The sequence below is a fragment of the Sphingobium sp. AntQ-1 genome, from assembly GCF_028538045.1.
Taxonomy (GTDB): Bacteria; Pseudomonadota; Alphaproteobacteria; order Sphingomonadales; family Sphingomonadaceae; genus Sphingobium; species Sphingobium cupriresistens.
Genome location: NZ_CP117158.1, coordinates 3,735,382 through 3,758,784, shown reverse-complemented (window position 1 = coordinate 3,758,784; position 23,403 = coordinate 3,735,382). Strand labels below are relative to the sequence as shown.

Genomic DNA, 23,403 nt, shown 5'->3' with positions numbered 1-23,403 from the left:
GGCCGGTCGTCTCAGCGCGGGAAGCGGCCGCCGGCGGCGGGCGAGGCGATCTGGCGTTTGGCCGGCAGCACAGTGCCGCCGCGCGGATCGGAGGTCGAGGTGACGAGACCGCGATCCGCCCAGGCCTGGAGGTCATCGATGGAATAGACGACGCGCCCGCCGAGCTTGCGATAGATCGGCCCGGTCCCGTAGGTGCGATGCTTTTCGAGGGTGCGTTCGGACAGGCCGAGGAAGCGTGCCGCCTCTTGCGTTCGCAGGTAGCGTGGCGGGATATTGGCGGCTTTTTCGGCCATGATCGAACCTCCGTGGTCTCGCGGGAGGCCGCTGCGAACGAGCGGCGGGTTGCGAGCACGGTGGCGCGAAGACGGCGCCTTGGACGATGTCGAAGTAAGGGACTGAAATCGACACCTGAGCGGTGTCAGCGATCCCGGCGCGGGCGGCGCAGCAATGTGCGATAGCCGCCGCGAACGAGCTTCATGCCGTCGCGGGCGAGACGGATTGTGATTTCCCGGATCGGGTCGCCGACCCAGGACGCCGCGTCGATTTTATGCTGAGGGAAGAGATGCTCGGCGACGACGCGGTATATGGCGCCGCTATCTCGCGCATCGATAGCACGCAGCATTTGGCGGGCGCGCTGACGTTTTTGCAGCGTTATGCGAGGATCGGGCGGCACACGCTTGGCGAACACTGCATGCCAGAGGCGTTCGACTGCGGTCAGCCGGTCCGGCGTCAGTTCATCGAACATGACGAACACGCCCAGGGGACAGGTCTCATCGACATCGGTCACGGCAACGTCGTAGGACTCGCCCCGCAGATCAAGCCGGATCAGACCAGGATCATGCACGATGATGGCGTGGGCATGCAGATCGTCAGCGCGGACGCTGAGATCTCCCACCGGCTTCGGTCCAGCAATGAGCGGGAGCGTGGCTGGGTCGATTTGCGGGGTCCAGAAGATCGGCTGGATGAGCGCGGAATTGCGAGGGTCCGCGACGAAATCGCAACCCCCATTGTTCGGCAAACTCCCGAGCAATGTCTTCGCTTAGTTGCCCGACGGCCGCCAACTCCTGATATGATTTTCGGTAATCGGGATTACGACGCAAGAACTCCCAGGCAAGATCACCGGGCGTCAACTTGTCTATATAGTCATAGGCGGCTTCAGACCGCCAACTCTCTTCCTCGGACATCCTTTGCCGCCTCCGCGTAATTGTTAATCAACGCGAGTGTTGTGGCTGGCACCATTCCAAGTTGATTCGGTGCTGGGAAGAACGAAGTGGGGTCAACGTGATGCAGGTTCTGCATCACCTCAGTGCAGGCGAGGGCCGAGAAGCTCGCCATAGCCGCTTGTCGTCATCCATTTTGCGCGGGCGAGATGGGAGTTGTGGATGCGCGCGGCCCGCTCTGGTTCAGCTTCGGGACAAATTCCGAACAGCGCTTCAACGACTGCTTTCCAGTCCGCACCTTCGGCGTCTGCATCGAGAAGGCGCAGGTATAGCTTCAGATGCGCACGGTCATAGGCCGTGAGTGCTGCGCCGCCAGGCGGCTGGTCCAGAAAGTCTTTGGTCACCGCATCCCCCGACAACAGATGTATCCATTTTGAAGGGGATTGTTAACGATGTTTTGAATCCATTGCATGCCAGCAGCACTGCCGCGTGAAGGCCGGGCGGTGTGGGCATGCGCCCCTATGTCAGGCTTCTCTCTTTGCATCGACTAGCATCAACCCCACGCCTTGGTCGGAGTTGAGGAAGACAATCCCGCCGCGTTCGAAGGCGCGCCTGACCTCATCCCGCGTGCTCTCGTACACCTCGAGGCCGCTTGCGGATTCGAGGCGCTTGAGCGCGGTCAGTGATACTCGGGCCTTGTCAGCGAGCGTCTCCTGCGTCCAACCCAGCAACGCGCGTGCGGCCCGTGATTGTCGGGCGGTGATCATGCATGATCACCTCCCACTCAGACCTACGCGCACGCCAGAACTACGACTATTATAGTCGTTCTCGTGCTGCCTGGCCATCCAAAAGCTGCTGCTAGGGCATCGCTGGGCATCTTCGGTGCCGAACTGATTCGGTCGCCTCGCGCGCCGAAGGCCCCGGCCTTTTTGGCCGGGGCCTTGCGCGGGCCTCAGTCGCCGCGCCGCCCGTTGGGGCGGGACCAGATCAGCGAGAAGCTCTCCTCCTCGTCGTCGAAGAGGTTGGCGTAGATCGGGGCGTTGAAGCTCGGGTCGTCCAGCTTGAGCCCGAGATAGTCGCGGCCTTCGTTCGAGCGCTTGGACCAGGCGGCGCCGATCTCCGCGCGGCCGACCAGGACCCGGTGGCTGGGGGCATTCTCGCCGGTGGCGCGCTGGTCGGGGACGATGCGCACGTTCTTGGCCTGGACGCTGAGGGTGACGATTTCGCCGGTGAACTCGTTCGAGCCGGTCTTCTTGAAGGTGCCGATGGTCGCCATTGTAAGTCTCCGTTTTTCCGTTCGCGAGCCCGCACCATTGCGGCCTCGATGGCGATCGGTTGGCCGGAGGCGATCGACGGCGCACCCCGCAGGGGCCTGACAGCCAAGGAGGGCTTTCTTGTCTCGCGAGGAATGGCGGCGCAGCCGGCAGGGGAAGAAAGTTTGACGCGGCTGTTGCGTCATAGGCGATCGAGGCGAAGCCGGCCTTCGGCCAGATCAGGCCATTGAAGAGGCCGTTTGGAGCGGTTGAGGCACGGTCAGACAACGGAGAAAATGGTGGCCGTCCCACACCGCCAGACCGGCGTCGGATGGATGCTCACCGGCTTCGTTTCCTACTGGCAGGGCATCGGCGCTGCATCCTGACCCTCCGCCAACAACTGGGAGATCGCCGCGCCGGATCTTCGGTCTGTCGCGGAAACATGGTCCTGCCACGGCAGCCGCTCCAACGAGGGCCGCTCCCCGGGGCCTAGCGTCTATCCGCACCCCGCGCCTCAATCCCAACGGCCTAAGACGACGTGGGCGGTCGTCGTCCATCGCTGGTCTCGCCTCACAACGGCGAAACCGACGATCAGGCTCGTGCGAGGTCCCGGCCGGACGGGCCCGGGGCCGCCGCCATTCCAGCGACCTGCACGAAGGCGGTGATACCAACCGCGATCGCACCAATGACGGAGAAGGCGATCTGCCATCCCCCGGAGGGCATGGTGTGTTTCACGATGCCGTGCGTCGCATGGTAGCCGGCAAGCGCCGCAGGCGCGACGAAGGCGAGTGCGATCGCGAGGCGTATCCAGAGCGGGCGGATAAAGGCGAGCAGGAACTGCCCGAGGCCGAGCGTCAGCGCGGCGGCGACGAGGCCGACGATGATCGCGCCGAGCCAGCCGGCGCCGGTCTGATAGGCCCATGTCCCGGCGCCAACGCCCGCGAAGAACGGCAACGCAAACACAGCCAGGGTGAACAACAGCCAGCACAGGCCGCCGATCGCGGCGATGCTGGCGAGGATACCGATGAAGATCATGGTGGTGTTCTCCGCGAGATAAAAGGTCTGACGGTTGCGCCTCCACCACCACCACGGCGCGCCCATAGTATAGCCGAAGAGGAGAAGGGACGGGAGAGGAAATCCCGAGGGATTTCCACTTGCGGCCGTGACGCCTTGCCCGCGGTCAGCGGGCGAAGGGATCGATTTCGTGAACGATGGCGGCGAATTCGCCGTCATATTCGCCGGCGGGCATGACGCCCATGGTGCCGTCGCCGGCCTGGAAGATGACGATTGAAACCATGAGGGTGGTGGCGAGGCTGAAGGCGAATGCGTGAGCTTGCTTGAGGGACATCTGTCCGGCTCCTGTCTTGGAGGCGGGAGACCATCTCCCGCGCGACAGGCGCCCGATGTGTCCGGCCGATGGCCGCAATCACCGCGAAGGCGAAGCCGCAGCGGCGGCATGCTGGCATAGCCGACCCTTTACGGTGATGGCATCGGGCCCTCGGCTGGACCAAGGATCAGCGCATTGGAAGCGGGGGATGGTTTTCCGCTATGACCGGGGCCACAATGGGATTCCCCGTTCAATGCTTTCCCGCCAAAGCATCACCAGTGCGTTGCAATCGAATGCTGCCCACAGGGGTGCCCACGCTCCATCACACGAGCAGAAAGTGATGGATGCCGACCGGCAGGTTTTGGAGCGCGGTGGGCGATAGCTACCGACCGGTTATCCCGAAAGGGATGGTGTTTAGGAACCGCTGCTAATTGGCGCTAACGGGGATTTGGATAAGGATGGCCCGTTTTACGCTGCAAGGGCACGCTGATCGAAGCTGGCTCGTGCGCTCTCCACTGCAGTAAAGTGGCGCAGGGTCCAGGCGTACAACGCCTTGAACGGCTCCTGCAGGGAACGCCCGAGTTCGGTGATCTCATATTCGACAGCGACGGGCGATAGTGGGAGGACGCGGCGGGAAACCAGGCCGTTGCGTTCCAACCGGCGCAAGCACTGCGTCAGCGCCTTCTGGGATACACCTTCCAACAAGCGCTTGATGGCATTGAAGCGCAGAGGTCCCCGGTCGAGTACGGTCAGCACCATCATCGACCATTTATCAGCGATTTGGTCGAACAGCAGTCGGCTCGGGCAGTCCACGGCGAAGCGCTGGAGATCGGTCATGGTGGTTTCCTCGAAGTTACCTAGGCGATGTAAGGTGCTTTATTGACGTCAGGTTTCTGTAGTATACCTAGTCTAGCTCTTGATCAACGGAGCTAACACCCATGACTGCCACCGCTACCGATGCCCTGTTCCGCCCCCTTTGCGTGGGCACGATGAACCTACCCAACCGCATCGTCATGGCTCCCATGACGCGGACGTTCGCGCCGGAAGGCATACCAGGCGCGGCCAACGCAGCGTACTACCGGCGGCGGGCCGAGGGCGGTGTCGGCCTAATCCTGTCCGAAGGAACAGTGATCGACCGTCCCGCGTCCCGCAACGAGCCGGGCATCCCGTTCTTCCACGGCGAGACGGCGCTAGCCGGATGGAAGCATGTCATCGACGCCGTGCACGATGCCGGCGGCCGGATGGGACCGCAGATTTGGCATACCGGATCGACCCGCGGCATGAGCGGGTGGGAGCCGGAGGCTTCAGTGGAAAGCCCGTCGGGCCTCCTCGGGCCGGCGACACCTCGCGGCGACGCGATGAGCGAGGAGGCGATCGCGGACACCGTAGCGGCGTTCGCCAAGGCCGCCGCTGCCGCAAAAGCGCTCGGCTTCGATACGGTCGAGCTGCACGGCGCGCACGGCTACCTGATCGACCAGTTCTTCTGGTCGGGTACTAATCAACGCACGGATCGCTACAGCGGTGCTTCGATCGGCGAGCGCTCGCGCTTCGCGGCCGAGGTTGTCGCGGCGGTACGGGCTGCAATCGGCCCCGACTTCCCGCTCATCCTGCGCGTCAGCCAGTGGAAGCAGCAGGACTACGCCGCTCGGCTGGCGGAGACCCCGGACCTGATGACCGACTGGCTGCTGCCGCTGGTCGAGGCGGGCGTCAATGTACTGCACTGCTCGCAGCGGCGCTTTTGGGACCCGGAGTTTCCGGAGATCGACGGCGAGGACGGGCTGAACTTCGCCGGCTGGGCGAAGAAGTTGACGGGCGCCACCACGATCAGCGTCGGTTCGGTTGGCCTGTCGGGTGACTTCATGGCCGCGTTCGGCGGAGAATCTTCGACAAGCGTGGGACTGGACCGGCTCGTCGGCCGCATGGAGCGCGATGAGTTCGACCTGATCGCAGTCGGGCGCGCCCTCATCAGCGATCCGCAATGGGTAACGAAAGTCCGTGACGGTCATGCCGATAACCTCAAAGGATTCGAGCCAGCGGCTCTCGGTGAGTTGGTCTAAAACATATCAATCGAGCATCCAGACTATTCTCGTAACGCTCCGCAGATGCGTGGTGGGTGCGATCGACACGCCCCGCCACTGCTTCTCGCAACGGAACGTCCAGGAAAAGGCTGTTGCGAAGCACGCCGTGCGCGCCCGCCGGACCAAGCTTTCCCGAAACCTGTTCCCGATTGCGTTTTCCCGAAATTGCCTATCAGACATGGAGAAGGAGAATCCGGCGGACGATGCGAACGGCGGGTTCCGGGACGGGACTCCGATCTATTGACCTACCGACAGTGGGGCGACTTTGCCGTTGCCGGTATGCCTGCTGCTGTAAGAAACGGCGCTTACGCGCCACCTCCCTTCGGGCGGAAGTCAAACAGCGGGATGCCAAGCTTCCTCGCCTTGTCGGCAAGATTGTCCTGGATGCCGGTGCCGGGGAAGACGATGACCCCGATTGGCAGCACGTCCAGCATCTGATCGTTGCGCTTGAACGGTGCGGCCTTGGCGTGTTTCGTCCAATCAGGGGCGAAGCCGACCTGCGGCACCTTGCGAGTGTCGGCCCATTTTGCCGCGATCTTTTCGGCGCCCTTCGGCGACTTGCCGTGCAGCAGCACCATATCCGGGTGCTTGGCGTGGACCTGATCGAGTTTGGCCCAGATCAGGCGGTGATCGTTGAAATCGAGCCCGCCGGTGAAGGCGATCTTCGGACCGGCGGGTAGCAGCACCTGATTGTCGGCCCGCTTCTTGGCGGCGAGGAAGTCCCGGCTGTCGATCATCGCCGAGGTCAGGTTGCGATGGTTGACCATCGATCCGCTGCGGGGACGCCAGTTCGAACCGGTGTGGCGCTCATAGTGTTCGGCGGCCTGGTCGCGCATCAGCTCGAAGGCGTTGCGGCGCTCGATCATGGTCTGGCCCTCGGCCGTCAGGCGTTCCAGCTCGACGGCCTTCACCTCGCTGCCGTCCTGTTCGCGCTGGCCGCGACGCTGCGCCTGCTCGTTGTCGTCCAGCTCGCGCTCGATCCGGTCGGTGGCCCGGTGGAAGACGTTGACCGTCGACCAGAGGAGATCGTCAAGGTCGGGCTCGAGGCGGGTATCTTCCAAGGTGGCGATCAGGGCGTCGAAGATGTCGGCGATGGCGCCGGCGACATGGTCGCCCTCCGGAAGCGGTCGTGGATCGGGTTCATCCGTGAAGGGACGGTAGCCGTAAAGCTGGAGTTCGCTCAGGACATGGTCGGTGGGGGAAGAGGCGTGGTGCGGTTCGTAGTCGTCGTGCTCGCTCATGGGATGCTCCGTCGGTTCGACCGCGACCCTCGCGGCCTTCATGGCGACGAAAGCCGGCGGGCGGGCCGGACCTGCATCCGCAGCGAAGCGGAGGGCCGGAGCGCAGCGGAGGATGGCGAAGGCGGGCGATTTTGCCTCGCGATGGAAAGGCCCGCAGGGCCGCCGGAAAATAGTCCGCCGCAGCCATTGCGGGGCCGGGCCGTTTGCTGGCCGATCGCCCTCTCGAAGGCCGGGGACGCGGTCCTCTCCGATATGGAATCATCCGAGCGATGCCGACGACGGCGCTCTCGCCGCCTGCATTCTCCTGTCGGCCTATGCCGCCAGCGCCATGAAGCGTGCGACGTCCTGTGGCGCGATCTGCATCCGGGTCGCTGCCCGGAGGCTGTCCAGGCCAGCTAGGCGAAGATCCTCGTTGAAGTCGCCCATTCTCGGAGACACCACGATCGCCTCGATACCGGCCGCGTTCGCCCGTTCGATCAACGTCGCCATCGCACCGTCGCCAGCCGGATCGTTGTCGCGGGCGATGTAGAGCCGGCGCAGCGTGTCGGGGAACAAGATGGCCGAGAGATGTGCCGCCGAGAGCGCCGCCGCCATCGGCATGTCGGGCAGCGCCATCCTTAGCGACAGCATCGTCTCGATGCCTTCGCCCGCCGCCATCACCTCGCCCGCCACGCCGAAGCGAACGGCATGTCCCAGGAGGTCGCCCATCGCCCGTCTCGGCGTGTCGATCGGGGCTTTGTCCGAGCCGTCAGGGGCGAGCCATGTGCGATGCGCGCCGGTCTGACGTCCGCCCAAATCGGTGACCGATGCGATCATCGCCGGCCAGGTCTCGGTCGGGGAGTGCTCATCGGGCCGGTAATAGCAGCGAGGATGGAAGCGAAGGCTTCCGGTTTCGTGCAAATCCGTAATGCCGCGTGTGTGCAGATACGTCTTTACGAGCGTGCCCGAAATCGGCTGCGCCATGGCAAAGAGCCGCCGTGCCGCTTCCGGTGATCCTGATGGCGTCGGCGTCGATGTGCGCCGGGGTGAGCTTGGCTCCGGTTCGGGGTGCGGCAGGCTGAGAAAGGTCCGGGCCTCGTCGGCGACGTCCTTGAAGTCGACCAGGCCGCAGCTCTCGCGGATGACGTCGAGGAGATCGCCGTGCTCGCCTGTGGCGGCGTCGGTCCATTTGCCGGCGGCGCCCTTGCCGGTCTCGCCACCCTTCAGCCGCACGAACATCGAGCGGCCGGGCGTATTGCGGACATCGCCGACCAGCCAGTAGCGGCCCTCGCGGTGGCCATTGGAGAGGTAGCGGCGACAAACGGCCTCGGCCTGAGCAGCCAGCCGTCGCGCAAGATCTGTGGCAGGTTGCATCGCGGACTCCAGGACGAAAAATGGGCCCGCCGTTGCCAGCGGGCCCTCGGGGGACGTGTTGCTCCTTCGGCTATTCTGCCGCGATCACATGCATGTCGATCTCGGCCGGCTCATCTTCGATTTGCGGCTCGGATTCCGCCATGGCCGTTTCGCCGCCGTCTTCCGCCGTGTCCTCGACCCCCCGATCGTCGGACTGGTCAGTCTCGACGGCCGATGCGTCATCGACCGCGGTGACCGGGTGGCCGGGCGTGCGCAACGGCTCCGGCAACCAGCCGGATCCGGCGAGCAGTTCCTGCGCCTTCTCGGCCATGTCGCCCTTCTTCAGGTGCTCGATGCGATCACCGGCGCGCGTACCCTTCGCCTCGCGCACCGACGCGAGGATGCGGGCCTTGGTGACACGGCCGAGATAGGTGTCGATCGTGGGCGCCCAACCGGCCGCAACCATGTCGAGATCGACCGCCTGGGCGAGCTGGTCGGCGTGGGCGAGCGCACGAGGCCGACGGTTGTAAGCCTCGTAGATCGCGTTGACCGATAGCGACACGCAATGGGCAAACAGAGCGTGGCGGCTGTCGCCGTCGAACGCCTGCAGCGCCTCCCACAGCTCGCCGGGCTCCTTGGGAAGCGCCGCCACCCACGCCTGAGGGCGGCCGTCGACTGCCGAGGCCAGGCTGCTGTCATTCAGACCCGGCGCCTGCGCGCCGAAACTGACGCTCTTCAGGTCGAACTCCAGGCAGGTGTCCGAGCCATAGTGATAGAAGGCCCGAAGCGTGAGCGCATGGAGCGCGGCGAGGAAGGCGACATCGGGCCGCTCGCCGAGCGCGTGGCGCAGAGCCAGCGTGCGATGGGCGGTTAGTTCGGTCATCAAGCGGTCCGGGATCGGCTTCAGGCCGTCGTCTTCCTCGGGGTCCGCCGCCGTCTCGATGTCCACAGTGAGGTGATCGTCCTCATGCTCCATGCGCGCCGCGATGGTGTTGACGCCGTCCTCGATCTCGGGATCGACTTCCGGCTCAATCGGCCGTTCGTCTTCTGGGCGGACATAGCCGCGCTCGATCCGCAGGTTGCCCGATCCGTCGATGCTGACGAAAGCGCCGGCCCGCGCGATCTCCTCGGGATCGAAAACCATCGGCCGATCGTCGAGCGCGCTGATCGCGGTCTCGATCTCCCCGAGCCGTTCGTCCACCTCTTCGGGCAATTCCTCGGCATCGGCATAGGTTTCCTCCAGTCCGTCCAACTCGGCCTGAAGGGCGTCGCGGGTGGCCTGTTCCTCCTCGGTGAGAGGGAGCTGCTCGCCACGGAGGTGGCGCAGGCCGTAGGTGTGGCCGTAGGGGAAGTCTGGCGCGACATCGATCCACTTCCAGCCTTCGGCGGAGATCGCCTCGGACTGCTCACGCAGCTTCTCGGCCACCAACATGTCGAGAAGGCCGACATCCTGCAGCCAGCCGCCGTCGTCACCCTGGAACAGGTCGTGCATGATGACGCCGCCGGCTTCGGTGTAAGCTTCCAGCCCGACGAACTGCGCACGTTTGTCGGCGGCGCGGACCGCGCCCTCGGTGAGCATCCGGCGGATGAGATGCGGCTCCTTGCCGTAGCCCTGTGCGAGGCGCTCGAAGACCTGCTCCTGCCGCTCATGATCGCCGTTGACCGTGAACGCCATCAGCTGATCGAGGGTAATACCGTCGGCGGCATAGACGTCGAGGAGCTTGGGCGAGACCGACGCCAGACGCAGGCGCTGCTTCACGACCGCGACCGAGACGAACTGGTTGGCGGCGATTTCTTCTTCGGACATGCCCTTCTCGCGGAAGGTCAGGAAGGCGCGGAACTGGTCCAGCGGATGAAGCGGCGCCCGCTGGATGTTTTCGGCGAGCGAGTCCTCCTCGGCCATGCCGCCCTCCCGAATGACGCAGGGGACCGGCGCATTCTTGGCGAGGCGCTTCTGCTTCACCAGCAGTTCGAGCGCCCGATAGCGGCGTCCACCGGCAGGGATCTCGAACATGCCGGTCTCGTCGCCGTCCGCATCGCGCACCGGTCGAACCGTGATGCTCTGCAGCAGTGTTCGCCGGGCGATGTCCTCGGCCAGCTCTTCGATCGACACGCCGGCCTTGATCCGCCGGACGTTCGACTGGGAGATAACGAGCTGGTTGAAGGGGATGTCGCGCGACGACGACAGGGTGATTTTCTTCGCAGCAGTAGCCATTGGAATGTACTCCGCGACGGGCGGCCGAGAGCCTCTCTCTCGACCTCCAACCCGTCACGAAGCGAAGCGCCGCCCTCTTCCTCTAAAGGGGGCAGCGCTGCGGAACGGAATTGGGGACACGCGGAAGCGCAAAGCCGGAGACACGGAAAACCGCATCTCCGGCTTTGCGATTGTCAGGCGGCTCGCTCGAGCAGCTTCTTCGCCTTGGCCTCCATGTCGAGGCGGGTGTCCTGATGCGGCTTGTCGCGCGCGACGGCGGTGATGCCCTGAACGAAATCGAAGATGCTCTCCGGCGGACGGCCTTCCTCGGCCAACACCGTGTCGATGATCTTGCCGGCTTCGGCTTTGGAGAAGCCGCGACGGCGCAGGAAGTCGCTGCGATCCTCGTCGCTGCGCGCCACGATCCGCTCGCGAGCCGCCTTGATGCCGTTGACGAAAGGCAGCGGCGAGGAATTGGCGAAGTTCAGCAGCGCCGGCGCCGCCTCATGAGCGAAGCGGTTGGCGGCATATTTGGAATGGCGGATGGTGATCTCTTCGAAATCCTCCACGCCCCAGAGATTTCGATTTTGGCAGACCGCGCGGAGATAGAAACTCGCCATGCCAAGCGTCTTGGCGCCGACCTCGGAATTCCAGCAATAGAAGCCCCGGAAGTAGAGATCCGGCGAACCGTCCGGGAGTCGGCCGGCCTCGATCGGATTCAGATCGTCGACCAGGAAGAGGAAGACGTCGCGATCGGAGGCATAGAGCGTCGTGGTGTCCTTGGTGATGTCGACGCGCGGATTGTAGATGTCCGTCGACCAGTCGAGCACGCCGGGCACTTTCCAGCGTGTATCGCCCGTGCCGTTGCCGGCAATGCGCTGCACGGCCTCCACCAGTTCGTGATCGTAGATGCGGCCGTAGTCCGGGCCGGTGACGGCGCGCAGTTCGACACGGCCGTTATCGGTTTCCAGCGTCTTGATCTGCTCCGCCCGACTGGACGTCAGGCCATATTGCAGGTTGATCGCGGCGAGCTGCGCGGGAAGCTGGCGCAGATAGGCTGCCGGCGCGCCGACCAGGCTCGCGAGTTGGCCGAAGCTCCAATGGGTCGGGGCGATGGGCGTATCCGTGCCTGGCAGGATCAACGCCAGCCGTTCCGGGTCGCTACGGTTCGCCTCGACATGGATGAGCGCGCTTTCCACCATGCGGGTCCGGCTGCGATCGGCACGATCACGGACGGACCGCGCTAGCTCGGAGAGCGACAGATATCGCTCATCGGCCGGGCGCGAGAACCATTCTGATGAGACTCGGCCGATCCGCTCACCGCGGCCGACATCCACCTTGTAGCCGCCGCTGGTGTTGTGGCGGGCATCGAGAACTGAAACCTGGGTCATGGGACCAATCTCCACGACGGGCGCCGGAGACCTCTTCTCCAGCCCTCAACCCGTCACGGCAAAGCCGGTCCGTCCTCTTCCTCTAATAGGGGCGTTGCGGGGCCTCCCGCAGAAGGGGTCGGCCGAGACGCAAGGCTCGGACTCAGGGGAAGGCTTTCCCCCTGAAAAGCGTAAACCCGACGAGTCGTAAATCCGGCGGAACTGCGCCTTTCCGGTCAAGTCAGCCAAGCTGGCCGTGCTGTTCGAGCATCCGTATCAAGACGCTGTTTGCTTGGGTGAAATTCTCGCGCTGATCGCGGAGCTGGTAGGCCCATTTCGCGCCGTGGAAGAGGTTGTTGCGCAACCGCCAGACGATCATCAACAACGTCAGTATGCGGTCGCGCGGATCATCGTTCGTGCCTTCGATCACCGCCTGGACCAGCGCGGGATGGTCCGACGGCCGTAGGTCGAGATAGGGAAAGTGATAGGTCAGCGCGCCTTCGGCGAAATAGCGATCCCGGAAATAGGCCAGTTGCGGGTCATACTGAGCCGCCTCCAGCGTGCCGGCGGCCGTCCAGGCGTCAACCTTCTCGCGGATGCGATCAGCACGCGCGAAGTTTTCCATGACCTGCGCCTCGAAGAGGCTCCACAGGAACGAGAAGTCGAAGATTACGCGGCGGTCGGGGTCCGGCAGATCCCTAAAGCCTGGTGCGCGCGCTTCCAGCCACTGCTCGCTCATGCTGGGTTCCTCGCGCAAGGCTCAATTCTCCGATTCTTCATCACGGGGATCGAGTTCTGGGAAATCGGTCAGCGTGTCGCAGCTAATACAGTAGTGCATTTGCGATGCGTCTTGGAAATGCATGCCGCCCAAGCATCCGCAGAAGGGACAGCATTCCTCCATCTCCAGGTCAGCCCACTCCCAAACGCCGAGATATTCCGGCACGGCGTCACGGTCGTAACCGGTGATCTGGAAGGCGTCGGCATTCTTGGCGACAAACCCGTCGCTGCCGGCGCGCTGGAGAAATGGCAGAATGTCGGCGGGCTCGATGTCGAACCATTCTCCACGCACGCGCGTGGCGTTGAAGTGCCGTTTCAGGTTCGCTTCGAGCTGGAAGACTTCCGGCGTCTCGATCCATCCAAGCAGGCGGAGATTGAGCGGATTGCCGGTTTGAAGATTGCGCGTGCGGACTTCGATATTCTTGGCGACCCCGATCTTGATCGGGGAGCATCCGTTTTCGTCTTCACCCAAGAAATAAACCGGCACGCGTTATGCTCCCCACGGTGTGTTCACTCAATAAATCTCAACGGAAATCTATCGTCCACTGGGTGCTTGGCGGCAAATGGGACGTGTTGGATACCTGATGGCACTCAGGCAGGCGGATCACTCCGGCCAAAGTCGTCCATCCCCTTTGGTATCCGCAGGTGCGTGACCGATGACATGACTGAGTTTGCCCAAATCGTGCTGCATTCGACATCGCCGTCGCGCTCGAACCAATGGGTGGCGCCAGGGATCAGATCGAATGGGATCGGGTGGGTCGCCAGCGGATTATGGTAGACCTCCAGCTCCTGACACCAGGCCTCGCCCCATGGCCACAGGGCAGCATATTCCGCGCTGCCGACTTCCAGCTCAAACGGGATCGCGTCGAGCGCGCCCGGGGTCCGATCGAAGAGAATACCGCCCCTGATCATTTTGAGGCCTTCGGGTTGGTAGCCTGCGAGGAAGCCCATGCGGTTGAACTTGGCCATCGTACCGGCATTGCTGAAGATCACGGCGGAGAGATGGGTAAATTCAGGGTCGCGGAAGAGGCCAGCCGGAATGCCATGCTTTCCGGTCAGATTGGTGATCGGCGTTCCGATCGCGCGGCGAGACGTCCCTTCGCCGACGACATCCGCCCTTTGGCCATAGAGATAGGTAGGAAGTGCTTCGCGGCTCCAGACCATAGAACCGGATTCGTGGAAGTCAGCGATCGCGATGGCAAATGGATGGCCGCGAACGTGGTCGAGCGCCTGGTAATCACGCTGGAGTTTGCCGCGCAGCGTCTTGGCGAACCGCTCCGCCGGTGCGCCGGTGAGGCGCTCGTTGCGGTCTTCGGGCGCATGAACCCAGTCTCCCATTCCGCCAGCGCGGGGGATATCGGAATTTGCTGTGACCGCCTCGATCCAACAGACAGCGCCGTCTTTTTCTATCTCGAAATCCGGGGAGACGTGGTCCTGCCTGACGATAAGACCCTGCTCGCGAAAGCAGGCGAACAGGTAAAGTTCGAACAGGCGCGAAGCGAAGTTGTCGGTCTGCAGGTCGGTGACGAAGTTGGCGTCCGGCTTGGGAAGCGCCAGATAGCATTCGCCTACCGCAACAAGGGCGGGCACATGGCTGATCGTACCGGCCAAAAGTTCGAATTCCCGAGAGACGCCCTTGGGACCAACTTTCATCAAGGGCGGACGCCGCCGCGCGCCTGGCGGAAGTGGCTCAGGCGCATCGCCGCCGCGCATGGCGATGCTGAGCGCGTTCAGCGATTGTTCGGGCGTGGAGAACGCGTCCTGCTGATCGACGCAGACCCAGCGATGATCGACCCGTCGCCGTAGTGCGATTGTGCTGAACGTCCCGCGCTCTTCATCGAGGAGAACACATCCGCAGGCGCTGCCGCGGCCGACTTGATAGGCAGCGAAGATCGTCGACGGCTCGAAATTTGGACCCCGTTCCAGCGAAAGGGCATGCAACTCGAACTGCCGCTGGCTGATGGGCTTGATCAGAAGAGACTCGTTTTCCGTCGACATCACAATCAGTCCATTCTGCCGAGGCACCTACAGATATTGCAGGCCGTGATAGAGGAGGTTGCTCAGTGCATCCGTACGCGGTCGCGCACCCTGCAGGGCGACATCAACGAGGCCGCGCGCAACGCCCCGCGCCAAACTGCGCGCCATGACGCGCTGCGCGGTCGAAACCTTTTGGAGACCGGCGCGGCCGTGGACGAAAGTGCTGCGCAGTTCGAAGAGGTCTTTGTACGCCTGCACACTTGAACCGTCTTTCAGCACCGCGGCCACCCGCGCCGCTACCCGTTCCGTCGCGGATGACACCTTCTTATGAGGATCGGGCTTGGGACGAAGCCACTTCTTGTGGTCCATCTCCAGGCCGACGGCGGCCTCGATCGCCGTCATGTGCGCCATGACCTCATCCATGCCATCTGCGAGGAAACCACGAACGAGAAAGTGGGCGACCGGCGTCTCAAAGAGCGTGGATGCGCGAGCAGTTTCGAGCTCCCGCCACGCGCTATCCGTAAACCGGGCCAGCTCTGACTGGGCATCGTCATCAAGCCGCAAGGCGGTCGGTCGTTCAAGCTCGACGTCTTCGCCCCAATTGTCTTGGACGATCCAAGGCTCGAGGGTGAGGCTGTCCGCACTCGGCGGCGGTGACGGCCGAACGAAAAGATCGTCGTCCACGGTGTGAATCCAGGGCACGCGAAAGCCTCGCCAGTCGACTTCCTGCATTGTTGACCACCTCTCCCAGGGAGCCAGAAGCAGGAAGAACAGCGCCCTTTCGACGGCTGGGGGGAAACGACCGAGGTGGGGATCGATCTCGCCGAGATCCCGGTCGAAGGTCATGTGCCCGAAGAGGGACATACGCGCACGAGGATCGAGTTCGATCTCTTCTTCGACAACCAACCAGTGAAATTGCGCCAGCCGCCTAGCCTCGAAGGGCTGGTTGTGAAAGTTCCGGGCAAGACGCGGCGCGTCGAACAGGTCCGTCAGCTCGTCGGCGCTGAACCGCGCTACACGCGCGCTGCCAAAGTTCATCACCGGCAGTTCGTCGGCCAGATCCAGTGGGCACAGATGGCGCCGCAGGGTCGTCTTGCGCTTGTAGGTCTCGTCGATCGCGTTGGCCGCGGTCACGGGGGCAAGGCTTAGTCCAGCGCTGTTTGCCGGAAGATAACACGGTAGCCCCAGCGAGCGCAGCGCCGTACTCAGGGCAAATACCGGTTTACCGCCGCCATACTCCGCTTGGCACACGTCACTCAGCGCGACAAAGCTAGGAGCCGCCAGGAGATTATCCGGGCCTGGTCGCGGAATGCGCCAGAGGGTCTCGACCGCAGCGATCATCGATGGACTTGCTGCCATCAGCCTTGTCCCGCCGACGCGGGTAGCGCGCCCATCTTGGCTGCTTCGGCGACGTAGTCGCGGTAAGCGAAATTGATGAGGTCTCTCACCAGCTCAAGGAGGCCACCTGTGGGCAGGCCCTCGAACGGGTCGCCGTGTGCCAATGTGTTTCGACGCTCGGCGAGGGTTGGACGGGTCTCGCCCGTCAACTGACCGACGGCGGTTCCGCCGCAGCGCATCACCATCGGGATCTGGGCATCGGTCAGACCATCCGAGTCGACCATAAATTTGAGGAGCGTCGCAAACCCGCGCTTACCCTTCGAGATGCGCCCGCCGTAGCGATCCATCATCGCCAGCTCCAAGGCGATCAGGGCGGCGAGTTCACCGGCTTTCACCACGCTGAAATCGACCCAGCCGAGCATGTAGAGTGTTTGCGCGCGTGCGAACTTCGCGCGAACGATATCCGGTATCCGCGTGTCGATGCCGAGCCCCTCGACGAAGCGCCGCCAATCATCGGCTTTCTCGAATTGGAGAAATCCTCCCGGATTGCCCGGCGTCGGCCAGGCGAGCAGCACCGGCTGTTCTCGGTTGGTGAGCGTGATGTGTGATCGATCCGTCATCGACATCAGGCACGCCGCAGCATCCGCTCGATGCGCAGCCGCTGAAACCCATGAGCATGCACATGCGTGCGAAGCTGGCGGATATCGCGCACGCCGAAGGCGACGGCCGCCTTCAACGGGCTGGCGAAGGTGGCGTAATAGGACCAGCGGGCGTCGGTCGGGAGCGGCGCGTTTTGACGGCGATCGGTGATGACGACATCACGCGGGTCGCTAGTGTTACGGAACGCGTGAAAGGTGATCCAGTCGGCGCGACGATAGCGCGCGGCCTTGCTGAACGGCACCGACTGCACCTTTACGTCGGTCTGATCCAGGACCCAGTCGCGCTGCTCCAAGATCTGGCGAACCATGTGCCCCACCATCTGTTTGACGCGATCGGCGAGAACGTCCTCGCGAAACTCCTCGAGGAGTTGCTCCTCGATCCCTTCGACGGCTGGCTTGTTGAGCTGCGAGGCTGTCTCCAGACGGGCAACATTCTCTGAGTGAGTCAGAAACGCCCAGATGCGCTGACCCAGTTCGGTCTCATATAGCGACGCGAATTTATCGGGGTTGTAGGCAAACATGACGGGGCCTCCTTTACCGGGCAAATATGGCCGGTTATATTGACCTGTCAATGGGCGTCGGATAGTTTCACAGTCTGACGCGATAGGGGGGTGGGCTTTGGATTTCGAGGATCTGGTCACGGCGCTTGCGCCGCCGCCCAACCGCGTCGGCAAGGCCCACGGCGATCACGAGCACCATCTCTACGAGGGCGCCGTGATGATTGCGTACGCAATGCATCTGCTTCGCACGGAAGGTGCGCAGCACGTCCGCATCCACCCGGACGGCGAGCACGGCAAACAATTCGACTTCTCTGGCTGGCTGGAGCGCCGCCAATTCCGGAAGATCTCGACCATCGGCACAACGGCATATGGCGGCGCGTATGAGAATTCCGCCGGGCAGACCATCACCGTGAATCCGAGATCAGGTCTCGGCGATGTCGTCGCGGATGTCGGTGATCATGTCATCTCGGCCGAATGCAAGGGCGGCATCATCAACACCAAGCATTCCGGCCAGGTTTCCCGGCTTTACAAAGGACTCTGCGAGACAGTCGGAATGCTCATGGCGACCCCCTCGCAGGGCCGGCAGGTCGCGGTCGTCCCGTTAACGGGCAGCACCTTGCGCCTTGCAGAGCGCCTTGCGCCTCGGTGCGCCATGGCCGGGATCGAGATTGCTCTGGTTGGCAGCCGCGGTGAGGTCATGGACGTGAAGTCGCCGCGGGGCGTGGAGCACGCTACAAGCACGCTCAGGTAACAAGAAAGGGTGGGGGGAATGCTGAGTCGGGGATCTGAGTGGAGGCGTTGGGAGCCTCATATTCACGCGCCGGGAACGGCGATGAACAATCAGTTCAGCGGGCCTACGGCTTGGGAAGATTACCTGACGGCGCTCGAGCAGGCCACGCCCGTGATCCAGGCGATTGCGGTCACTGACTATTATGTGACCGACACGTACGAGGAAGTGCTTCGCCGACGTGACGCCGGCCGGTTACCGCACGCCAAGCTCGTCTTTCCCAATGTTGAGCTGAGGCTGGACGTGGCGACGGCCAAAGGCGGCTTCGTCAATCTGCATCTCTTCGTGAGCCCGGAAGATCCAAACCACGTCGAAGAGCTGCGGCGACTGCTGTCGCGGTTGCAGTTCAACGTCATGCAAGATCGTTTCGACTGCACCAAGGAAGACCTCATTCGCCTCGGCAAAAAGGCCGATCCGAACATCACTGACGATCGTGCGGCGCTGTCGTACGGGGCGAACCAGTTCAAGGTGAATTTCCAGAAGCTGCGGGAGGTTTTCTCCGAAAGCGGGTGGGCGAAGAAGAACATCCTGATCGCGGTTGCAGGCGGGGCGAATGACGGCACGTCGGGCGTGCGCGAGGCCGCCGATCAGACCCTTCGCCGTGAGATCGAGGGATTTGCGCATGTGATTTTCGCGGGCAGCGAGGCGCAGCGGGAATTCTGGCTCGGCAAGCGTGATCTGACGCCTGTCGAGGTTCGCAGCCGATATGGCGGGCTCAAGCCCTGCCTGCATGGCAGTGACGCCCATAAGTTGGAAGATGTCGCCACCCCGTTCGGAGATCGCTTCTCGTGGATCAAGGGCGCGCTGGAGTTCGACGCTTTGCGCCAGGCGTGCATCGACCCCGGGGGCCGGGCGCATGTCGGCGCCGAACCGCCGGCATCGGCCACGCCTTCGCAGGTGATCGCGCAGATCGAAATCCTCAATTCGCCCTGGGCGACCACACCAGTCATCCCGCTAAACCCAGGTCTGGTGGCGATCATTGGTGCTCGTGGGTCTGGCAAGACCGCGTTGGCCGACATGATCGCGGCAGGGTGCGACTCGATCACCGATGAGTCTTGGAATGCTGACGAATGGGCCAATCCATCCTTCCTGGTCCGGGCCCGGCCGTTGATCGGTGACGGTAAGGTCAAGGTGAGCTGGGCGGCGGGCGAGCCGAGCGTTAGGTCGCTCGACGGCGCGGACGCAAACGGCCCGTTTGCCTACGAGCGTGTGCGCTACCTGTCACAGCAGTTTGTCGAGGAGCTTTGCTCATCAAGCGGCCTGACCGATGGCTTGCTTCGCGAGATCGAGCGCGTGATTTTCGAAGCCCATCCTGACGAGGAACGTGACGGCGCGCTCGATTTCGAGGAGTTGCTGGAACAGCGGGCGACCCGGCATCGGCTTGCGCGTGAGCGTGAAGCTGAGGCGGTCTCGCAGATTTCCGACCGGATCAGCACCGAACTTGAAAAGGAAAAGCTCACCGCGACCTACGACGGTCAGGTGGCGCAAAAGAAGAAGCTGATTGATGCCTACACGGCCGACCGCGCCAAGTTGGTCTCGGCCGGCAGCGAGCTGCGCGCGCAGCGGCACACGGATTTGGCGGGCGCTGCGAACCAAGTGCGAGCGGACCTGCGCCGGTTTACGGGCCAACGTCAGACCTTCCTGGCGATGCAGGACGAAGTGAAGGATCTGCGACGAAACCAAGCTCCCGAAACGCTTCGCCAAGCCCAGACCCGTCATCCGCACAGCGGCATGTCAGATGAACAGTGGGCGGCGTTCCTGCTAGACTACAAGGGCAAGGTTGACGACAACCTCGCTACCTATGTGAAATGGGTGGACGGCAAAATCGCCGCACTGAAGGGTATAGCGCCCCCCGCGGGCGACCCGAACACACCCTTCTTCCCGGACGATACCGACCTGACCACACTGTCCCAGGCCGTCCTCGACGCGGAAATGAGCCGACTGGAAAAGCTCGTCAGCGCCGACAAGGAAACGCAGAAGCGATACACCGCCCTGTCCGGCAACATTGCAACGGAGACGGCGGCTCTTCAGACCCTCAGCGACAAGCTGAAGGACGCACAGGGCGCTAAGGATCGGGCACGTGATCTGCAAGCCAAGCGCGAGGAAGCCTATGGCAGGGCTTTCGATGCCCTGGTCGCCGAGCAGTCGGTTCTTGAAGAGCTATATGCGCCGCTGATGGCGAGGCTTGCCGCGTCGTCCGGCACGCTGAAGAAGCTATCATTCTCGGTCGCCCGGATTGCGAGTGTCGGGCAATGGGCGTCAGAAGCTGAAGACGGGCTCGTCGATTTGCGCAAGGCCGGGTCGTTCCGGGGTAAGGGAACACTGCTTCAAAAGGCGAACGAGGTTCTGAAAGGCGCTTGGGAAACCGGCGACTCCGCCGCTGTCCGCGCCGCAATGGCAGAGTTCCGCCGGCTCTACCAAAAGGATCTGCTCGACCATTCTCCGGTCGCGCATACCGATCAGGTCGAGTTCCGGGCGTGGTCGAAGCGCTTTGCGCAGTGGCTTTTCAGCACCGATCATATCTCGATCCGGTACGGCATCGACTATGATGGCGTCGATATCCGGAAGTTGTCCCCCGGCACGCGCGGGATCGTTCTATTGCTGCTGTACCTTGCCCTCGACGACAGCGACGATCGACCGCTCGTTATTGATCAGCCAGAGGAAAATCTCGACCCGAAGTCAGTGTTCGACGAGCTGGTCCATCTGTTTGTCGAGGCCAAGTCACATCGCCAGGTGATCATGGTAACGCATAATGCGAATCTGGTGATCAACACCGACGCAGACCAGATCATTATCGCGGAGTCCGGACCGCATCCGCATGGTGCTTTGCCCCCAATCACTTACACGTCCGGCGGCCTGGAAAGCGCCTCTATCAGGAGATCAGTCTGCGACATCCTAGAAGGCGGAGAAGGCGCGTTCCAAGAGCGCGCCCGCAGACTGCGCGTCAGGTTGGATCGCTAGTGGAGGCGTTCTATCGGCGCCGCCGCCGTCGCCAGGAATCGCGGCTATCGTCCGAGAGGTTGTCTCGCCATTCAGTGATGTGATCGTCCATTTGCTGCATCAGGTCGCCCTTGGCGTCGATATCGGCGACAAGCGCGACGCTGACGAAGCCCGGTTCGCCCACGACTGCTGGCAGGCGCCAGACTTCGTAGCGCGTGACGCCGTTTCTCGTCCCGGCTGGCGGTGTCGGGGTTGGCCCCCATGAATCGGCAAGCTTTGGGTCGCGTGCCCGTAGTTCGGCGAAGTCGATCGTCCATCGCTGGTCGGAGACCGTACCGAAGGCAGGGACGATACCGGGGATGAGATAGTCGCGAACGATATTGTCGAGGTCATGCAGAACCGCTGGTGGGGTCTTGGGGTTCGGTCGCACGACGACTTCCAGCGCTACAGCTACCACCAGCGGGCTGATGATCCAGTCCCAGCGCTTTTTGAAGGCGGCGATTTCGTCCGACACATTCTGCCTGAAGGCTGATGATCCGCCGGTCGCGATAGGCAGTTCACCGACCTGAAGCCGAAGCTTGGAGTCCCCAACCAACCGGGCCCACATCGTTTTGTCGAACCCGGTGGGAAGGCCCCGGGGAAGGCCGTACATCCACCCTAAGACAGGAATGTTGACGCCACTGCGACCGAGCAGCGCGCGTTGCGCGCTCCAACGGACCATTTCTCGGTACGCCTCGTACATTTTGTCGCCCAGGGCTTTGCGTTGGCCTATCTCGTCTCGGACGAGATCGCGAAACGTGTCGACCCACTCATCTTCGCGCTCCCGCTCATAGTGGGACTCCATGCTCTCTGCGGCTTGCAAAGCGACGCCGGCGAGTTCCAGATCGTCGAGCATGGCGGCAAAGGGCCTGGCTTCGATGCGAATGTTTGGTTCGTCTTCGCCGTGGCGACACGACACCGACAGTGCCTGAATCTGGCTGTCATCGGCATACAGAAGGCTCTTCTTCGGCCAGTCCACGCCGGTCATCCGGTCTCCGAGGAGGTCCAGAAAATTCTTGGCAATCGTATGTGCGTGCGGCGGAGACTTGCCTGCCGTCGCCAGGTCGAGCTTGAGCGCTACATCACCTCTGAACGTGCTGCGTTTGACCGACGTGAGATGTTCGGCAACCGCCGTCTGAAAGGCCGCTCGATCGGCGGGCGACATCTTTTTCGACTGGGGTTCGATGTCGTCGATGCTGATGTGGATACGCCGTCCACGCCGTGACTGGTATCGGGCTGATGCGCCGGCGTCGCTCGCTATGAAACTTTTGAAATCGCTCAACGCGGTCAATATCCCACTGGTTGGAGAATTTCTGCCGTTAAAGCCAGTGCTCCTTATGGCCTCCACCTCAGCGTCGTCATTGCTCGGCTGACGCTTCCGCCAATGGCAGGGGCGCGAGAATGTCCGTCGATTCCCACGCCTCTCCCTCAGGCGTGGTGACAAACTCGCGATCCCAGACGCCCCAGTTTATCGGAAGCGGAACCTGTGCAAGAGGATTATGCACGTAGGTGAGTGGTCGGCCTTGGCGCGAAAGGTTGCCGAGCCCAACGCGCGACCAAAGAACACCGGAGATGTCGGCAAACCGTTCGTCGAGAAAGGCTGTGCGCGGTATTGGGCCGGCTTCGCGATCGATGAAGGGTGCCGGATGAAAGCCTTCCTCCACCACATCGTCGGTTGCTCGATCAATCGTGATGAAGGCGTCACCGATCGGAAACAATGCCGTCATGATCAAGGGCAGGGGTTTTTCCGCGACATACACACCGAAGCGACTAGCGCTGATCGCGATGATACGCACGTCATCTGGGCTGATCACGCCTTGTCTGAGATATTGGCCCATTTTGCGCGCCTTCGTCAGGAACGCGCTCGTCGTGCGCAATTGAGCCTGGCGGATTGGCGCGGCGGACAGACCGCCGCCCTCATTCATTGGAATAGGTCGCACAAGCTGATCGGGACCGGGGTCGCCCTCGTCGGGAGCAATCGCTTCGATCCAGATGCGCCGTCCCTCTTCGACGACGCACAGATCCGGTTGGCCGCCAGCGCGCTGGCGCTCGACAACAGGCAGTAGTGCGCGGCCTGCTTCAAGCAGCGTGCAGCCAAGATACATTTCCCAAAAACGCCCATCGACATCGCGGGCGAAACCCTGGGCGAAGTCGGGATCGGCATACGGCTCGTAAACTGCCCACATGGATTCGATGAGGCCATGGAGATGCTGTTCGAATGATGACTCCGCAGCCTTGAGATTGACGAAACCACGGTCGAGGTTCGGCCCGTCAATGTCGAAGAGTCGAGTCATCGTAACCTCGTTTGGGAAGCGTACTCGAGGAAATCTCGTCCTCCAGGCCGAGACGGAGGACCATCTGGTTGAACCGTGCTTGGCTGTGTTGCTCCAGCAATTCGACGGCGGCGGCGAGGGTGGGACGGGTGAAGGGC

Annotated in this window: 24 protein-coding genes; 3 read left to right on the top strand and 21 right to left on the bottom strand. The window is 62.9% G+C overall.

The genetic code is table 11. From position 1 onward, the window contains the following. Window positions 1–11 precede the first annotated feature (11 nt). The 9 genes from sphantq_RS18825 to sphantq_RS18785 form a co-directional block, all read right to left on the bottom strand. Entirely contained in the window at window positions 12–293 is a 282-nt protein-coding gene (locus sphantq_RS18825) for a helix-turn-helix transcriptional regulator (RefSeq protein ID WP_272799249.1), read from the bottom strand. Window positions 294–418: 125 nt separating this feature from the next. After that, the gene (locus sphantq_RS18820) at window positions 419–895 is read right to left on the bottom strand and encodes a DUF2285 domain-containing protein (protein ID WP_272799248.1); all 477 of its coding nucleotides are present in this window, start codon (window positions 893–895) and stop codon (window positions 419–421) included. Further along, window positions 870–1,184 carry a transcriptional regulator domain-containing protein gene (locus sphantq_RS18815; protein WP_272799247.1) on the bottom strand — a complete coding sequence of 105 codons (315 nt, stop codon included), beginning with the start codon at window positions 1,182–1,184 and terminating at the stop codon, window positions 870–872. Before sphantq_RS18815 ends, sphantq_RS18820 begins: the two co-directional genes overlap by 26 nt. Window positions 1,185–1,303: 119 nt before the next feature. Next, entirely contained in the window at window positions 1,304–1,579 is a 276-nt protein-coding gene (locus tag sphantq_RS18810; RefSeq protein ID WP_272799246.1) for a DNA -binding domain-containing protein, read from the bottom strand. Between the two features lie 105 nt (window positions 1,580–1,684). Next, window positions 1,685–1,927 (bottom strand): helix-turn-helix domain-containing protein, encoded by a 243-nt coding sequence (locus tag sphantq_RS18805; protein WP_151040953.1) that lies wholly within the window; start codon window positions 1,925–1,927, stop codon window positions 1,685–1,687. A gap of 185 nt (window positions 1,928–2,112) precedes the next feature. Next, the gene (locus sphantq_RS18800) at window positions 2,113–2,436 is read right to left on the bottom strand and encodes a DUF736 domain-containing protein (protein WP_151606863.1); all 324 of its coding nucleotides are present in this window, start codon (window positions 2,434–2,436) and stop codon (window positions 2,113–2,115) included. Between the two features lie 568 nt (window positions 2,437–3,004). Continuing rightward, window positions 3,005–3,514, bottom strand: coding sequence for a hypothetical protein (locus tag sphantq_RS18795; protein WP_443021511.1), 510 nt, complete (start codon window positions 3,512–3,514; stop codon window positions 3,005–3,007). A 79-nt stretch (window positions 3,515–3,593) separates the two neighbouring features. Beyond that, window positions 3,594–3,761, bottom strand: coding sequence for a hypothetical protein (locus sphantq_RS18790; RefSeq protein ID WP_272799245.1), 168 nt, complete (start codon window positions 3,759–3,761; stop codon window positions 3,594–3,596). Between the two features lie 447 nt (window positions 3,762–4,208). Further along, complete coding sequence (locus tag sphantq_RS18785; RefSeq protein ID WP_272799244.1) at window positions 4,209–4,577, bottom strand: winged helix-turn-helix transcriptional regulator; 369 nt, start codon at window positions 4,575–4,577, stop codon at window positions 4,209–4,211. 101 nt (window positions 4,578–4,678) lie between these two features. Between sphantq_RS18785 and sphantq_RS18780 the strand changes: the two genes are divergently transcribed. Next, window positions 4,679–5,797 carry an NADH:flavin oxidoreductase gene (locus sphantq_RS18780; protein WP_272799243.1) on the top strand — a complete coding sequence of 373 codons (1,119 nt, stop codon included), beginning with the start codon at window positions 4,679–4,681 and terminating at the stop codon, window positions 5,795–5,797. Between the two features lie 326 nt (window positions 5,798–6,123). Here the strand turns inward: sphantq_RS18780 and sphantq_RS18775 are convergent, their stop codons facing one another. The 10 genes from sphantq_RS18775 to sphantq_RS18730 form a co-directional block, all read right to left on the bottom strand. Beyond that, window positions 6,124–7,059: a DUF2493 domain-containing protein gene (locus tag sphantq_RS18775; protein ID WP_272799242.1), complete on the bottom strand. Its 936-nt coding sequence runs from the start codon at window positions 7,057–7,059 to the stop codon at window positions 6,124–6,126. A gap of 312 nt (window positions 7,060–7,371) precedes the next feature. Continuing rightward, window positions 7,372–8,412, bottom strand: coding sequence for a DUF7146 domain-containing protein (locus sphantq_RS18770; RefSeq protein ID WP_272799241.1), 1,041 nt, complete (start codon window positions 8,410–8,412; stop codon window positions 7,372–7,374). A gap of 70 nt (window positions 8,413–8,482) precedes the next feature. Further along, the gene (locus sphantq_RS18765) at window positions 8,483–10,606 is read right to left on the bottom strand and encodes a ParB/RepB/Spo0J family partition protein (protein ID WP_272799240.1); all 2,124 of its coding nucleotides are present in this window, start codon (window positions 10,604–10,606) and stop codon (window positions 8,483–8,485) included. Window positions 10,607–10,779: 173 nt separating this feature from the next. After that, the gene (locus sphantq_RS18760) at window positions 10,780–11,976 is read right to left on the bottom strand and encodes a DUF932 domain-containing protein (RefSeq protein ID WP_272799239.1); all 1,197 of its coding nucleotides are present in this window, start codon (window positions 11,974–11,976) and stop codon (window positions 10,780–10,782) included. Between the two features lie 220 nt (window positions 11,977–12,196). Then, window positions 12,197–12,712, bottom strand: coding sequence for a hypothetical protein (locus sphantq_RS18755; protein WP_272799238.1), 516 nt, complete (start codon window positions 12,710–12,712; stop codon window positions 12,197–12,199). A gap of 3 nt (window positions 12,713–12,715) precedes the next feature. Next, window positions 12,716–13,219 carry a GIY-YIG nuclease family protein gene (locus tag sphantq_RS18750; protein WP_272799237.1) on the bottom strand — a complete coding sequence of 168 codons (504 nt, stop codon included), beginning with the start codon at window positions 13,217–13,219 and terminating at the stop codon, window positions 12,716–12,718. A gap of 104 nt (window positions 13,220–13,323) precedes the next feature. Beyond that, window positions 13,324–14,730, bottom strand: coding sequence for a hypothetical protein (locus tag sphantq_RS18745; protein WP_272799236.1), 1,407 nt, complete (start codon window positions 14,728–14,730; stop codon window positions 13,324–13,326). A gap of 27 nt (window positions 14,731–14,757) precedes the next feature. Then, complete coding sequence (locus sphantq_RS18740; RefSeq protein ID WP_272799235.1) at window positions 14,758–16,050, bottom strand: hypothetical protein; 1,293 nt, start codon at window positions 16,048–16,050, stop codon at window positions 14,758–14,760. 17 nt (window positions 16,051–16,067) lie between these two features. Beyond that, entirely contained in the window at window positions 16,068–16,673 is a 606-nt protein-coding gene (locus tag sphantq_RS18735) for a hypothetical protein (protein WP_272799234.1), read from the bottom strand. Beyond that, a complete protein-coding gene (locus sphantq_RS18730) occupies window positions 16,673–17,227 on the bottom strand; it encodes a hypothetical protein (RefSeq protein WP_272799233.1) in 555 nt (184 codons plus the stop codon). The genes sphantq_RS18735 and sphantq_RS18730 overlap by 1 nt, the downstream gene beginning before the upstream one ends. 97 nt (window positions 17,228–17,324) lie before the next feature. On the opposite strand from sphantq_RS18730, the gene sphantq_RS18725 reads away from it, so the two are divergent. Together sphantq_RS18725 and sphantq_RS18720 are read left to right on the top strand one after the other, a co-directional pair. After that, window positions 17,325–17,957: a hypothetical protein gene (locus sphantq_RS18725; protein ID WP_272799232.1), complete on the top strand. Its 633-nt coding sequence runs from the start codon at window positions 17,325–17,327 to the stop codon at window positions 17,955–17,957. A gap of 18 nt (window positions 17,958–17,975) precedes the next feature. Continuing rightward, window positions 17,976–20,954, top strand: coding sequence for a TrlF family AAA-like ATPase (locus sphantq_RS18720; protein WP_443021509.1), 2,979 nt, complete (start codon window positions 17,976–17,978; stop codon window positions 20,952–20,954). A gap of 10 nt (window positions 20,955–20,964) precedes the next feature. Here sphantq_RS18720 and sphantq_RS18715 read toward each other — a convergent pair whose 3' ends face one another. Then, a complete protein-coding gene (locus tag sphantq_RS18715; RefSeq protein ID WP_272799230.1) occupies window positions 20,965–22,254 on the bottom strand; it encodes a hypothetical protein in 1,290 nt (429 codons plus the stop codon). A gap of 76 nt (window positions 22,255–22,330) precedes the next feature. Then, a complete protein-coding gene (locus sphantq_RS18710; protein ID WP_272799229.1) occupies window positions 22,331–23,266 on the bottom strand; it encodes a hypothetical protein in 936 nt (311 codons plus the stop codon). Between the last annotated feature and the right edge of the window lie 137 nt (window positions 23,267–23,403).